General features: G+C 40.4%; 11 protein-coding genes. 7 read left to right on the top strand and 4 right to left on the bottom strand.

What is annotated here, in order from left to right; translation table 11 throughout:
- Positions 1-142 precede the first annotated feature (142 nt).
- From codB to F0226_RS18910, 4 genes are all read left to right on the top strand, one after another.
- Positions 143-1,378 (top strand): cytosine permease, encoded by a 1,236-nt coding sequence (gene codB, locus F0226_RS18925; RefSeq protein WP_171737095.1) that lies wholly within the window; start codon positions 143-145, stop codon positions 1,376-1,378.
- 9 nt (positions 1,379-1,387) lie between these two features.
- Entirely contained in the window at positions 1,388-2,665 is a 1,278-nt protein-coding gene (locus F0226_RS18920) for a cytosine deaminase (protein ID WP_171737094.1), read from the top strand.
- A gap of 297 nt (positions 2,666-2,962) precedes the next feature.
- The gene (locus tag F0226_RS18915) at positions 2,963-3,175 is read left to right on the top strand and encodes a cold-shock protein (RefSeq protein WP_004730009.1); all 213 of its coding nucleotides are present in this window, start codon (positions 2,963-2,965) and stop codon (positions 3,173-3,175) included.
- 253 nt (positions 3,176-3,428) lie between these two features.
- Positions 3,429-4,445, top strand: a complete 1,017-nt coding sequence (locus tag F0226_RS18910; RefSeq protein WP_171737093.1) for a GGDEF domain-containing protein — start codon at positions 3,429-3,431, stop codon at positions 4,443-4,445.
- Positions 4,446-4,651: 206 nt separating this feature from the next.
- Here F0226_RS18910 and F0226_RS18905 read toward each other — a convergent pair whose 3' ends face one another.
- On the bottom strand, positions 4,652-5,254 hold the full coding sequence (locus tag F0226_RS18905) for a hypothetical protein (protein WP_171737092.1): 603 nt from the start codon (positions 5,252-5,254) through the stop codon (positions 4,652-4,654).
- Between the two features lie 270 nt (positions 5,255-5,524).
- Between F0226_RS18905 and F0226_RS18900 the strand changes: the two genes are divergently transcribed.
- Both F0226_RS18900 and F0226_RS18895 read left to right on the top strand, forming a co-directional pair.
- Positions 5,525-7,039, top strand: coding sequence for a DUF3612 domain-containing protein (locus tag F0226_RS18900; protein WP_171737091.1), 1,515 nt, complete (start codon positions 5,525-5,527; stop codon positions 7,037-7,039).
- Between the two features lie 617 nt (positions 7,040-7,656).
- The gene (locus tag F0226_RS18895) at positions 7,657-9,657 is read left to right on the top strand and encodes a methyl-accepting chemotaxis protein (RefSeq protein ID WP_171737090.1); all 2,001 of its coding nucleotides are present in this window, start codon (positions 7,657-7,659) and stop codon (positions 9,655-9,657) included.
- 112 nt (positions 9,658-9,769) lie between these two features.
- Here the strand turns inward: F0226_RS18895 and F0226_RS18890 are convergent, their stop codons facing one another.
- The gene (locus tag F0226_RS18890; RefSeq protein ID WP_171737089.1) at positions 9,770-11,329 is read right to left on the bottom strand and encodes a DEAD/DEAH box helicase; all 1,560 of its coding nucleotides are present in this window, start codon (positions 11,327-11,329) and stop codon (positions 9,770-9,772) included.
- 154 nt (positions 11,330-11,483) lie between these two features.
- The gene (locus F0226_RS18885; protein WP_171737088.1) at positions 11,484-12,860 is read right to left on the bottom strand and encodes a diguanylate cyclase; all 1,377 of its coding nucleotides are present in this window, start codon (positions 12,858-12,860) and stop codon (positions 11,484-11,486) included.
- Positions 12,861-13,224: 364 nt separating this feature from the next.
- On the opposite strand from F0226_RS18885, the gene F0226_RS18880 reads away from it, so the two are divergent.
- Entirely contained in the window at positions 13,225-14,415 is a 1,191-nt protein-coding gene (locus tag F0226_RS18880; protein ID WP_171737087.1) for a DUF3541 domain-containing protein, read from the top strand.
- Between the two features lie 223 nt (positions 14,416-14,638).
- On the opposite strand, the gene F0226_RS18875 is transcribed toward F0226_RS18880, so the two are convergent.
- A complete protein-coding gene (locus tag F0226_RS18875; RefSeq protein ID WP_171737086.1) occupies positions 14,639-15,100 on the bottom strand; it encodes a hypothetical protein in 462 nt (153 codons plus the stop codon).
- Positions 15,101-15,136 lie beyond the last annotated feature (36 nt).

Raw genomic sequence — 15,136 nt, 5'->3', positions numbered from 1 at the left:
AAATAGTTTACTAAAACTTAAATTTAGTGCAGCTTTGTTTAAATATCACTATTGACTAATCTAACCACATCACCATAATGCGCACGTTTACCTGAAATATGGTCACTTTTATTTGAATTAAATTTAATTGCGGAGGTGTAAAATGGCTGATAATAACTACAGTCTCGGGCCGGTACCAACATCGGCTAGGAAAGGAGTCGCTTCACTGACCATGGTAATGCTTGGGCTCACTTTCTTCTCTGCAAGTATGTGGACTGGTGGTTCACTGGGTACTGGGCTTTCTTTTGATGACTTCTTCCTCGCCGTACTCATCGGTAACTTAATTCTTGGTATCTACACTTCATTTCTTGGCTACATTGGATCTTCAACGGGTCTTTCAACCCACCTCCTCGCTCGTTTTTCTTTCGGAACTAAAGGTTCATGGCTTCCTTCCGCTTTACTTGGTGGAACTCAAGTCGGTTGGTTTGGTGTGGGAGTTGCTATGTTTGCCATTCCGGTACAGAAAGCAACCGGAGTTGATACTAATACTTTGATTATTGTTTCAGGCTTACTGATGACGGCTACCGTCTACTTCGGAATCAAAGCACTCATGATTTTGTCTGCAATTGCAGTACCTTCTATTGCCATTTTAGGCGGGTATTCAGTCTTAACCGCAGTAGACAGTGTTGGAGGGTTAGAACAACTTCAGCTCATTGAGCCAGAAACACCAATGGACTTTTCGGTTGCGCTTGCAATGGTAGTGGGATCTTTTGTGAGTGCCGGCACACTAACCGCTGACTTCGTCCGTTTTGGTAAAAAGCCAGCAAGTGCTGTCCTAGTGACCATGGTAGCTTTCTTCATTGGTAACTCTTTGATGTTTATCTTCGGGGCGGCAGGTGCTGCAGCGACAGGTCACTCTGACATTTCAGATGTCATGATTGCACAAGGCTTGCTGCTGCCGGCGATTATCGTATTAGGTTTGAATATTTGGACCACCAACGAAAATGCTCTTTATGCTTCAGGCTTAGGAATCTCTAATATTACCGGTCGTTCTAGTACATCTATGTCTATAATCAACGGCATCATTGGTACTATTTTCGCACTTTGGTTATACAACAACTTTGTCGGTTGGCTGACCTTTCTTTCACTTGCCATCCCACCAATTGGCGGCGTGATCATCGCAGATTTTTTCTCGAATCGTAAACGTTACAAAGATTTTGCAAAGGCAGAGTTCCAAACCGTTAACTGGGCTGGCATTATCGCGGTCGCAACAGGTGTCGCAGCTGGGCATTTCTTACCAGGGGTGGTGCCTTTGAATGCCGTTTTAGGCGGGGCGATCAGCTACCTAATACTTAACCCTATTATCAATAAAAAAGCACTGACATCTCAGACGGCTTAAGGACTCATTATGACAACCCTACTTATCAAGAATGCCAAAATTCAAGACCAAGAAGGCTTGAAACAGATTCTGATTGAAGACGGTCAATTCAAGCGTATTCTCAACACTGATGAGCCAATCGATCACCAAGGTGACACGCTTGATGCGCAAGGCGGGCTGGCGGTTCCTCCATTTTGTGAGCCCCATATTCACTTAGATACCACTCAAACAGCTGGTGAACCTAATTGGAATATTTCAGGTACTTTATTTGAAGGCATCGAGCGTTGGTCTGAGCGTAAAGAGCTGCTTTCGATCGAAGATGTAAAATCCCGAGCGAAGCAAACTCTTAAATGGCAAATAGCTAACGGCGTTCAGCACGTTCGAACGCACATCGACGTTTCTGATCCAACATTGATTGCGCTAAAAGCAATGGTAGAAGTGCGTGAAGAAATGAAAGAATGGGTAGACATTCAAATTGTCGCTTTCCCACAAGAAGGTATTCTTTCTTATCCAAATGGCAAAGAGTTATTAGAAAAAGCCGTAAAACTTGGTGCCGATGTAATTGGCGCAATTCCACATTTCGAGTTTACTCGCGAATATGGCATAGAATCTCTTCATTACGTATTTGAATTGGCGCAAAAATACGATTGCTTGATCGATGTTCACTGTGACGAAATTGACGATGAGCAATCACGCTTTGTTGAAACCCTTGCCGCTCTAGCGCATAAATTTGAAATGGGGAATAAGGTAACTGCGAGCCATACAACCGCAATGGGGTCTTACAACGGAGCTTACGCTTCTCGCTTATTCCGTTTGCTTAAAATGTCTGGTATTAACTTTGTTGCAAACCCACTAGTCAACATTCACTTGCAAGGTCGTTTTGATGATTACCCGAAACGCCGTGGTGTTACCAGAGTAAAGGAAATGCTAGCAGCAGATATCAATGTCTGTTTTGGTCATGATGATGTATTTGATCCATGGTACCCACTGGGCACAGCAAATATGTTGCAAGTGTTACATATGGGGTTACATGTCACTCAAGTAATGGGCTATGACCAAATTAACCAATCACTGGACTTGATCAGCAAAAACTCTGCACGCACCCTAAATATTCAAGACAACTACGGTATCGAAGAAGGCAAACCAGGCAGCCTACTTATACTTCCAGCAGAGAATGGTTTTGACGCTGTTCGTCGCCAAGTGCCCGTTCAATACTCAGTTCGTCATGGTAAAGTGATTGCAGAAACACAGTTAGCAAAAACAAAGATCAACCTTGATCAAACTGAAGATGTAAACTTCAAACGCTAATCTTCAATAAAGTCAATAAACAAGGGAGCCCACGCTCCCTTTTCCTCTAAAATACCCAGCAAAATTTTTTCGTAAAAACTCAATCAAAGTGTGTACAGCCTCTAAGAATGTGTTACCATGCTCTCGCTCTGTTAGCCAGAGTTATTTAAGTTAGAAAAGTAAAATTGACATGTAAAATCGTTACCCGTTTTTGTAAGTAGTTTTTCCTTATTTCTTAGCAATATTAAATAATTCAATTATCAGCGCATTGCAGAAGACTGCAATAAACAACTAAAATTTATGAATAAGGGACAAATTATGTCTAACACAAATACTGGCACTGTAAAATGGTTTAACGAAGAGAAAGGTTTCGGTTTCATTTCTCAAGACAACGGCGGCGCTGACGTATTCGTACACTTCCGTGCTATCGCATCTGAAGGTTTCAAAACTCTTAAAGAAGGCCAAAAGGTTTCTTTCGAAGTTGAGAACGGTCAAAAAGGCCTACAAGCAGCTAACGTTGTTGCTCAATAATAAGCATTTAGCTTAAGAATTTTAAAGCGCTGATTTTATCGGCGCTTTTTTGTTTCTGTTGCATTATTTTCCTCGCCTAACTTTTTATTCTGCGAAACTTCATACCATTAAATTCATATAAACACTGTAAGTTGTTTCGATTTAATATAACCAGACTCCATTAATCATATAATTTTTAAAGCAAATTACGTAAAAATCCGCTAGTCTTATCTTAAAGTCACTCCCGTTAATATTCCTAGTTGCAGTAAGAATAATGAAAAAAGACGAATTTCAAAAATCGACCGCTAACTTAAAAAAAGCTGTTCCACTCATGATGAAAAACAGAGTGTCTACTACACCTGCAAATTATGCGTTGTGGTATACCTATGTTGATAATGCAATTCCTCAGCTAACGAAAGAAATGGACAGCGTCTTAGAGCAATATGGTATTTGTCCCCCAACGGTTGGTGACACTCTTTACACCAACTATGTAGCCAGCAAGTCTGAAACCAATATGAATGAACTTCGCGCTAGCATCGAAGTATTGGTGACAGAGGTTGCACATTCAATGAATGACACTTTAGCTGACACTTCTGCATTTTCAGAAATGATCGATAAAAGCCTTGGGGATCTATCTAGGGTTGAAAATGAAGGAATGTCGATAGATGAAGTCATGGGGCTTGTTCGCCAACTTGTTTCTGAATCAAGAGACATTAGGCATTCAACTCAATTCCTTAACTCTCAGTTAAACAATGCTTCAAATGAAATCAGTCGTTTAAAGAACCAACTTGTAGAAGTTCAAAAAGATGCGCTGTTTGATAGCTTATCTAGCCTTTATAACCGCCGTTCTTTCGACAAAGATCTGAAAACTCTCTGCGAAACTAATCAAGCTATGTGCTTGATACTTCTTGATATCGATCATTTCAAATCTTTCAATGACACCTATGGGCATTTATTCGGTGACACCGTGATAAAAAGTATTTCCCGTAAGCTTCAATTAAGCAGTAGAGATGGTATCAGCGCTTATCGATTTGGTGGCGAAGAATTCGCTTTGATCGTCCCAAATAAATCGTTGCGTATTGCACGTCAGTTTGCAGATACTAACCGCCGTGTCCTTGAAAAATTATCCATTAAAGATCGCCGAAGTGGTCAGCAAGTTGGTAATATCACGGCGTCATATGGTGTCGTTGAATTTAAAAAAGGTGAAACACCAGAATCTTTGATCGATAGAGCGGACAAACTACTCTATGAAGCAAAATCCCTTGGTCGAAATCGAGTAATGCCTTTATAGGTATTCATTCTTTTATAATGACCTTACCAAACACAACAAAGCCTCGAATCTTCGAGGCTTTGGTCGTTTTAAGCGACAAGGTTTATTCAAACTGGCTTATTTAAAGTGATAGAAACACAATGAATTCAGCTTAATGCGCCTCTACTATCTCAACATTTACCTTCCCAGTATTCATTGGAGATAATAGAGGCGTATAAACAGGTACCTTACAGGTGATAACAGTAATCAAGTCTGTAATCTTCGCCACTCTTCGCTTTAAACTCTTTGTCTTCACTACAAGCTTTAGGCTTACCTTTCTCATCACCTTTCACTAGACTTATCCAATGTCGCATTGCGGCTGTAGACTCATCCATCGTATTTCTATCCGACATCATATCTTTAGGCGCTTGACTAAAGGTTGTGCAGGTTTCTAACTGAATATCATCGATATCAACCAGTTCAACACAACCTGTCCCTTTATGGCTGCCAAACATCACTTCTAAGTGGCTACCACTGCCATCTCTTAACAGGATTGAGTCGGGATCGCACTTCTCTCCCATGTAAGCAACAAATTGTTTAGGATGCTGTAAGCCACTGTGCTGGCCATTTTTGAAATACGCCAATACATGTCGGTAATCGATAACATAGCTCGTCACGTCTTGATGTGAGCCATTTTCTAGTGGGAAAAGTCTATCAAGCAGCTGTTTAGCTTTGATCTGCTTTTCGCTTTGTCGGTTTGAACTGATTGTCTCTACGGCAAAGACAGCTTCAGCGATAAATGGTTTTGTTTGTTTTTGGATTTCTGTTTTATCGAAAGTAAGCATATTCATAGTCTTTCCCTCTTGACTAATTCAGTGACCATTCACTGTTTCTCTTTACAAGTAAGTTTTCATTTGTTGATTGAAGTTAGGAAAATCCAATTTCAACCCGATATTTATTATGAAAATTTACAAGCTCATTCAGTAATAATGTGTTCTAGAGCAATAATTCCAAACTAACGTTTAAATACTTTGTCATTTTGTGAATTGCTTAGTTTGTAGACTAACGCTTTTTTACTTACAATTTCACAACAAAAATTTTACAGTGTGAATTTTACAAATATGGCCTTGTCAAAAAGTTTAGTTCGTCAGTCGCATTTTCTTGGAACCAAAATTAGGAACCTAAGAAAAAGGAACCATCTCACGATGGAAGATCTCTCTGCGCGCTGTATTCGCATCAACCCTGAATACGCCCCTTCTGTCTCATACCTTTCTATGATTGAACGAGGAAAGCGAGTACCAAGCATTGATATGCTAGAAGTGGTTGCTCAGGTCTTTCAAAAAGACCCGGCTTGGTTTTTAGATGATGAACCTGAGCAACAGGCTATTACTCCAGACAAAGGAAACAGAGGTGGAATTAGAGGGATGGCTCTTGAGCCTAGTTTTTTATTCTCAAATGACATTCTGCAAATTGCCATTCCTGAAATGCTGTCACAGACGGGGATCTCAGGTAAACAGTTTGCTCACCTATTGATTCGAGCGCATCAAGAAAGCAATCAAAACCATTTTCCTGATCTTGAGCGTGCGGCTGAAGAGGTAGGACTCAAGCGACTTAATTTGGGGGTTGAAGACTTAATTGATATCGCACGAGGCTTGGGAATTCAAATCCGCTGGGTCACTCGTACTCCGAAAGATGTGGTTGATGAGCTTGGTATCAATGCCAAACAACTTGTCACTTCTTTTTTTGAGCCTCCAGGAACTATCTACCTAAACGAAATACTCAAAGAGTACCCAACGCGCTTGAAATACGATTTATCTGTCTACATTGGTCATTGTATCTTGCACAGTAAAGAAGGGCTTAAGAGTGTTCTCTCTGTTGGTAACAACAATACTTGGGACGACTCTCAATCAGCATCATCCTCGCAACTGAACTCTCAAGATATTCTGCAAGCTTGGCGTGATTTTGAATCCAGCTTTTTTGCTGGTGCATTACTTTGTCCTAAAGTTCCTTTCAGACAATTGCTTGACCGAACGGGATATGAAATCGATGTTCATAAGCGCGCTGGCGTTTCTCCATCGGTCGCGATGAGAAGAATGACAGTCGTGTCCCCTTACCCACATTGGCACTATTTCGATGCTTATGGGCCGGGCAAGCTTAAAGCCGTTTACAGAGGTAATGGTATCCCGCTTCCATGGGGCAATATGAGAACCGTTGCTGATCCTTGCCAGCATTGGGCAGTTTTCCGCAGATTAACCGAGCCAAGAGCCGGAAGCTCAGCACAAATATCAATCCTAAACGTTGGCGATGAGCCGCGCATTTATTGCTGTGAGTCCGTCAACATGACAGACCCAGCAGGGAACAACCGCGTTCTGTGCGCAGGCATTGACCTTAACCCTGCAATCGACGCTCAAGGTGGCGATTCAAGATCCATAGCGGAAGAACTCAAGGCATCTTGCGTAAGCAATGGCGGTTCAGTGATCATTCCCAATAGCATTAAGAAAGATCTCACCACTATCGCAAAAATTCTTAATATCAATTGGATTGAGAGAGGAATTGAAACAGAAGCTCGACTGATTTGTTCACGTGGCGCAGAGTGCCCTCGTCAACCTAGTTGTTATTCAAAATGTGGTGAATAACTGAGTAAGACGGCTATAAAAACAGGTGGAATATCACATAACCGAGTGAGGATGGAGTTAGTGATAGCTGATTTTTGGCAAAAAAAAACCAACCACAAATCAGTGATTGGCTATATATTTTTGTGAACAATATTAGGTTCACTAACAACGTCAGTTGGCTAGGTGACCCTCGGCTTAAGAAGGGTCACTAATAATAATGCAGTATGCGTGCCAACCTTTAATTCACCATTTATTAGGCATTCAGACACTTATTGACCCAAATTTCACTTTCATTTTGCACATTGCAATTGCAAAACGCAATTTTTAATATATTTGCTAGTGAGACCATTATCAGCAACTTTTATCTACTACACTTTAATTACCGTTATAAATGAGGGATATAAATTGAGTCGAGCAATCAGTCTTCACCATAAACAGAGCTATATTTTATTGATAATAGGCACACACCCTACACCCTATAAATTTTTATAAAGCAAACTACTCGATAGTATTATTGACAATAAAATCAAATATAAAAGTGTGATTTGCATCGGGAGTTACCTCAGAAATTCAACTTCTTAGAAACTATAATCCACACACGATAATACCTATTGAACAATTCTTTTCAGGAGAATGTTTTGAAACTTATATTACGTCGGTTCCCTCTGTACTTAGTGGTCACTTTTATTGCAGGTGTACCACTGCTTATATCACTCATCCTCGCCTCTCTGTCAGTTATTGACTACCGAGAACAAGCTTATACCTCGAATCAAGATCAAGAAGCCGTACAGTTAGTCGCACTTTACGACAACCTTGCTCATAACATTGCAGTTGAACGCGGTCTTTCAGCCGGAGTGCTTGGTAGTAAAGGTAACCCTACCCAAGTCTCTAACCTGAATAAGCAACGCAAAATTGCAGACAAACATATCAATGCCCTACTCCAATTCACGCCTGAATATTTATCTCAAGAGTTGACTCAAAAACTAGGCAAAGATATTCAACAACGTTTACGCTCGATTTCAGATCTTCGTTCGCAAGTAGATAGTTTAAAGCCGAAGTCCTCTCCTTTTGCCTACTATTCTGATATTAACCAACTGGCTATTGATAATTCAGCAATGCTCTTAGCAAACATTTCAAATTCTGAAATCACTACATTAGGCGCTTCGTTAATTTCGATTGTTACAATGAAAGAAAAAGCAGGGCAAGTACGTGGGGCATTGAATGGAGTGTTTGCAAGAGGTAACGCAACTCCCGCTTTATTTGCCAATATCCAAGGCTACATTGCGCAAGGTGGTTATGCTATGCGCAGTGCAATAATTGAAATGCCACCGAAGTACGCGACTCAACTAAATGGTCTCACTCAGCAGGACAGTTGGAAGAAAGTTGAAAATATTCAAAATAGCTTTTTATCACAATCAAATAACCTGGAAGCAATAAAAGGTCCGGAAGCAAGTGCATGGTTTTCATTAGCAACAGACAGAATTAAGCTATTGAATGGCTTACGAAGTGGTTTACAAGAAAATATGATCAGCACATCTAACAACAGTGCTAAGCAAGCTAACTTTTTAAGCCAGCTATTGGTTGTATTAATTTTAACTGTTGGATCACTACTTCTGCTTTCTATTGTCTTGTGCGTACAAAACCTTAAAAAACGAGTGGAGTTTTTAACCTCGAACTTAGATCAAATGTCTAAGCAAAGAGATCTGACTGTCCAGCTTAATATGGAAGGAAAAGATGAAATTTCACAAATATCTTCTAGCATTGATGCCCTTACTAAAAATATCAAAGTTCTACTATCCGATGTAACAAAAACGAATGAGCACAGCACCATTCGCCTCGATACTATTGTAAATAACTCCCATAACCTAGATAGCAGTAGCCAAGCTACAACGGCCAAATGTGCAAATATCGCTACCGCTATGACTGAGTTATCACAATCAAGTTTAGAAATAGCAGCATCTGCTGAACGAGCCCTGTCGGAAACATCAGACATGCAGGGGCAAGTGACGGATTGCCTAAATCAAAGTGAAGCTTCATTTGCTTCGGTTGAAGGGCTACTAGCTCAAATAACAGAAACACAAAGCTGTATGACCGAACTGGAAAAAGATACCCATAGTATCGGGCAGATTGTTGCATCAATTCAGGGGATTTCAGAACAAACGAACTTGCTCGCACTTAATGCTGCCATTGAAGCGGCAAGAGCTGGCGAACATGGTCGAGGTTTTGCTGTTGTGTCTTCGGAAGTACGTGATTTGGCACAACGCAGTAAGGATGCCACACAAAACATCAGTCAATTACTTGAGAAAATCACTGAAAATACTCGACGCTCAGTAAACAACATGGATAAGAGCCGCGAAGCTAGTGATGGGACTCATCAATCCGTTCATGTAGTGAATGCAAGTGTCCAGCAGTTAGGCGTTGTCATTGGGCAACTCAGTGAACACATTACAAGCATCGCTAATTCAACGATTGAACAATCAAAAGCCAGTGAAGAAGTAGATAAAGATATCGACACGCTAAGTGAAATTGCGCAAAACACTGGGGCACTAGCAAATGATCTGAATACTATTGTTGACGATTACAAAGTGGAAGTGGCTGGCGTACAACACAAATTAAGTGAATTTAAACTCAGCCTATAACGAAGGTGAGCGGACAGCACTAAACTTAATCGAGCTTATCGCTCATACAAAAAAGCGCAAAGACTCAATGTGAGCTTTGCGCTTTTTTCATATACCGAATAAAATTTCAGAACTAACCGTGGTTAGTTTTTGGCGCAGATGCTGGCTTTGATGAGTTGCGAGAAAATGGCTTCTTCGAACGGTTACCAGCAGGCTTTCTTGAACCGTATTCTGAAGGTTTGTTATCACCATTTGAACGATTCTCAGCTGGTTTATTGCCACCATTACCGCGTTTAAAGTTATTTCCATTATTCTTAACAGAATTATCACCAGCAGTTGATTGAGCACCATCACCTGATTTATTAGCAGAATTTTTCGCCGTATTTGGTTTACGTTTTGGTGCAGAACCATTACCCGCTACGTGACGTTTGTTTTTTCCTGCAGGCTTATGCCCACGAGAATTTTCACCAGAACGTTGACCATCATTATGATCAGTTTTTGGTTTTTTAGGTTTCTTTGGTTTGATAGGGCGACTATCTAAACGTGATTCAGGCAGTTTGTTTACCGGCGCAAAACCTTCAAGCTCATGGCGAGGCAGTACTTGTTGAATCAAGCGTTCAATACCGAATAAATCAGCGGCTTCATCTGCAGAAACCAATGAAATCGCTTTACCAGCTTCACCTGCGCGACCTGTACGACCAATACGGTGTACATAATCTTCAGATACATTAGGTAAATCAAAGTTCACAACTTGTGGCAGCTGAGGGATATCAATACCACGAGCAGCAATGTCCGTTGCCACTAGCACGCGAACTTTACCCGTTTTGAAGTTCTCAAGAGCTTTTGTACGAGCCCCTTGGCTTTTATTACCGTGAATTGGAGCTGAAGTGATTCCTTGCTCATCTAAGAAGCGAGAAAGCTTATTTGCACCATGCTTGGTGCGGCTAAATACCAATACTTGGTGCCAATCATTATCTTTGATTAGCTTCGCTAGCATCGGTGCTTTTTTCTTTTGATCAGCAGGGAAAATGCTTTGCTCTACTGTTTTTGCCGTTGAGTTAGCAGGGTTTACGGAAATCTCTACCGGGTTATTAACCAAACCTTTTGCTAAACGACGAATGTCATCAGAGAACGTTGCTGAAAATAGCAAGTTTTGACGCTTCTTAGGAAGGAAAGCTAAGATTTTACGAATGTCACGAATGAAACCCATATCAAGCATACGGTCAGCTTCATCCAAAACCAAAATTTCTAATTGATCGAATCGAATCGCATTTTGGTTGTATAAATCTAAAAGACGACCAGGTGTTGCCACAAGTACGTCACTGCCTTTACGCAGTTTCTGCATTTGAGGGTTGATCTTCACACCACCAAATACAACACTCGAAGTAAGATCCAAGTGCTTAGAGTACTTCACTACGCTGCCATTAACTTGTGCAGCCAGTTCACGCGTCGGTGTTAGAACCAAAGCGCGAGCTTGGTTAGGTTTAACACGAGGTCCTTTTGATAAAATCTCCAGGATAGGAAGCGTGAAACCTGCCGTCTTACCTGTACCCGTTTGGGCCGCAGCCATAACATCGTTGCCTTTTAGAACAGCCGGAACAGCTTTTTCTTGAATTGGCGATGGCTTGTCGTAACCTTGCTCTTCAATTGCTTTAAGGATTGGAGCAGAAAGGCCCAAAGAGGTAAAACTCATAGATTATTTTCTCTGTTTAATAACATGAAGATAAAGCCGGAATCATCAAAATGACTGTGCGGCTTCATACTTTTACTCAATATCGAGTGAAGCGCGATATTCTGAGGCTTTTCCCTACTTTCAGCAACCAAAACTTTCGAATAGAAAATTCTACTTATTTCACAAAATTGGCAGACTGAAGTGCATTACGCTTTACTTCATACATTCGCTCGTCAGCCGCTCTTAGTAAAGCGTCTACATCTTCATAACACGGCTCGTAGGTCGCCCAGCCAATACTGACCTTTAGGTATATCAAGTCTTGCTCATAAATCACAGGCGTTCTACAGATCGCACTTTGTAGTTTTTGGCTTATAGCTAACGCATCAACATTGCCTTTCACGCGGGGCAGTAGAATTAAAAACTCATCACCGCCAATCCTAGCCACAATGTCCGAGCTGCGAAGCACGCTTTTTAAACGCTCAGCACAGGCCACGAGTACTTTATCCCCAGCAGCATGCCCGTAAGTATCATTAATGGCTTTAAATTTATCTAAATCCAGATTCATCACTGCAAATGTTTCTGTTCCATGTTTACGGGCACTATCGAACTGCTGGTTTAAGCTATAGATGAAATAACGTCGATTAGGTAACTTGGTAAGTTCATCATGAAGAGAACGACTATGAGCCATGGAATACAATTGATAAATGGTCATAAACGTCAAAGAGAGTATAAGCAAGAGCACATAACCGACTAAACGGACAAAGTACACTCGATACCAAGGTAAATCTGCAAGAGAATCACCATCAAGCGAAGCCGCTATATACCAACTTCCATAAGGGAAATTTACTTGTTCAGTGGCAAATGCATCCTCAAAGATCGAAGCGTTACCATAAAAAATAGCCCCATCTATGCCTGTACTATTTAGCCCTCGGATACCAAGTCGATATTTTAACTCGAAGTTTTCGACTCCCACTTCTTTAAAAAGTGACTGAAAATCAATAATGGCACTGCAGACCCCCCAATAGTCTTTATTAAATGGAGGATCAGTAAAGATAGGATTTCTTGCAATAAGACCTTTTCCACCTTGCACAAGATCAACAGGTCCAGAGATAAAGATTTGTTCAATTTCATAAGCAATTTTTACCGACTCCCATTGCTCAGGAACATCCCGATAATCGACACCAATAGCCTTTTCATTGCCTCTAAATGGGTAAACGAAATTAATGACATCATCTTTTGCTAACCCGATGCTCTTAACGTGAGAGCCTTCTTGGATGATATTCGCAGCGATTTTTTCCCACTCTTTAGGACCCGCATCTGGGTTTACTGTGATCAGTGTAGAAAGGCTATTAAGAACATAAATATCAGAAACAATGGCAGCTTCTAGGCGAGAACGAATAACAGACAAATGCTTTTTAGCCTCCGCTGCAGATTCATTTTTTAAAAATGTAACCTGGTTTCGGTGAAAAGACTCTATTGCTCCTACTGCTAACACAATAAATGTAAAAGCAAGTACTCTCACCGACCACTGTTTACTTAACCAATTTAGCATTCATGCTCCACTGTTCCCCTTAATTTCACCGTTCATTAAGGTCGGTTTTATTTATATAACTATTATTAAGGATAAACTAAATGTGAATGAAGTGCATATTTGAGTGGTCTGACTTTGAAGTAAAACAATAAGACAACCATCATTAAAAGTTCATATAAATCCTGTACTTCACTTCAAACGATAAAGCATCCATTCAACTTAAGTTTAAAGAATTAGGCTGGGATTCATATAAATATATTATAGAAAAACGAAATTAGCGGTAATTAACCAATAAATCTAACTTATCTTTGACCGAATACTCACATAGCCATCTTCTCCAACTGATAGTTTATTTGAATCTTGCTCATCATTTGGAACGACTGCTATGAAGCTAACGACCCTTTCAATCAGCATTGCTTTAGCTGCCTCTTTAACTTTTGGCGCGTACGCTAGCGAATCACTTATAGCTGCAGAATCCACCTCATCTTCAACAAGTAATAAACTATTAAACAACGTGCAATCAAAAAGTGGGCTAGTAACTCATTCGCTATCAAAAAAGTCGGCATTAAGTAGTGATTACAAAGAAGCGGCGAATTTGATTAGAAATACGTATGAAAGCCAACTTTACACCTTGCCAGCATTCAAAGAAGGTCATTATGGGCTTCGTATGTATCGCCAAACTCTTGATGACAAGTACACGGCTGCAGTGTGGAGTGATATGGCTCGTGTTGCGAATAAGCTGAATCGCCTTTCAAATGAAGTCCACACTCTTGAGCAAATTGTCCTTTATTCTGAAAAACGAGTCACGTCTTATACTGATGAAACCGATGAACGTAGTGTTCGACGATACAACATTACCAAGCACATGCCGGAATACCTGTATCTAGGTGTCGATCTACTCGGCTCAATGGCAAGAGCCAATGAGTATGGGCTTGAACATAAAAATGATGACAAACTACGAGAGATAATCAGACGCTACGATTTCACTCACTATGTATCTAACCAAGACATGGTAAAAGCATGGGCAGCCCAATTGGCTAACCAAGTGTATTGGCTAAGACAATTAGGTGAGCAAGACGTTGTCGATGAGTTCGTTAAGACATTCAAATCTGCCTATCCGGATGAAACCGATAAGAAATTAACCCAACAGCAATATGGAAATAAACTGTATGGCATGACTCATATTATCTTTGGTGATTCGGAATACTATCAACATCAAATAAGTGAAAAAGAACATCAATGGATTTACGATTATTTCAGAGACAATATCGACACAATTCTATTGCGCGCAAAAGAAGACGTTATTGCTGAAGTCGGTCTCACATTTTTACTCGCGGGTTTAGAAGATGACCCAGTAGTTGAGAAAACCCGCCAAGCGATTCTGGCTTCTATCGACAAAGAGAAAGGCATGATTCCATCCGTGACTGGAGATTTTGATCTCCAGTACGGTGAGCATAGAAATGTACTTGCGATAATGCTACTCGATTGGCAAAAAGTGAATGAAGCGCCTACTTACATGGGTCAACCTGAAGTCTTCTCAAATCTACCTTATGGGCTTATCTCGAAGGAGCCATAAGCCATAAGCCATAAGCCATAAGCCATAAGCCATAAGCCATAAGCCATAAGCCATAAGCCATAAGCCATAAAATACTACTGCTGAAGACATAACACTTAAAATATTACACTCTACTTTTCAATAATATCGAAGCGCAATAATATCGACAGCTAAATGTCACCTTAATAACATTTAGCATTGTCGATATTATCCAGTCCGATTTTTATTAATGACTTAATTTATATCAGCAATTAATAGAAGCGTAATAAATATCAGACTCTGTTTCCTGATTGAATTCATATTGGTCACCATCAACAATTATCTTTAAGTTTTCGATGCTTCTCGGTTTTTCGTCAACCGTAAGCTCAAATCCTCGAATATGTGAATGGTGATAAAGCTGCCCAAATGAATCAGGGGTTACAGGCTTTCCATCCAGAATAAGGGCGACATTTGCTTTTTCCACTTCATACCCATCAGTCACGACTAACACTCTTAGTGGCGCTTGTTCTTTATCATCAGGAAAAACTCTGATTTCTCCTTTTTTTAAGCCGTCGTATTGTACTTTGTGATATCCGCAGCTTTGAGACTTGGTCAGCTCAAATTGCTGAGATTTTACAGGTTTAAAATAAGTTCTTTGGGTAGGGTAGACAACACAGCCAGTAATAAATGAAGTCACTAATAACATCATTAATAATTTAGTCTTCACTGAACATTTACCTTCATTATCGATTTTACAAAAGTG

The sequence above is a fragment of the Vibrio sp. 99-70-13A1 genome, assembly GCF_013114625.1.
Lineage (GTDB): Bacteria > Pseudomonadota > Gammaproteobacteria > Enterobacterales > Vibrionaceae > Vibrio.
Note: the sequence above shows the minus strand (reverse complement) of the source record. Positions and strands in the feature narration are given on the sequence as shown.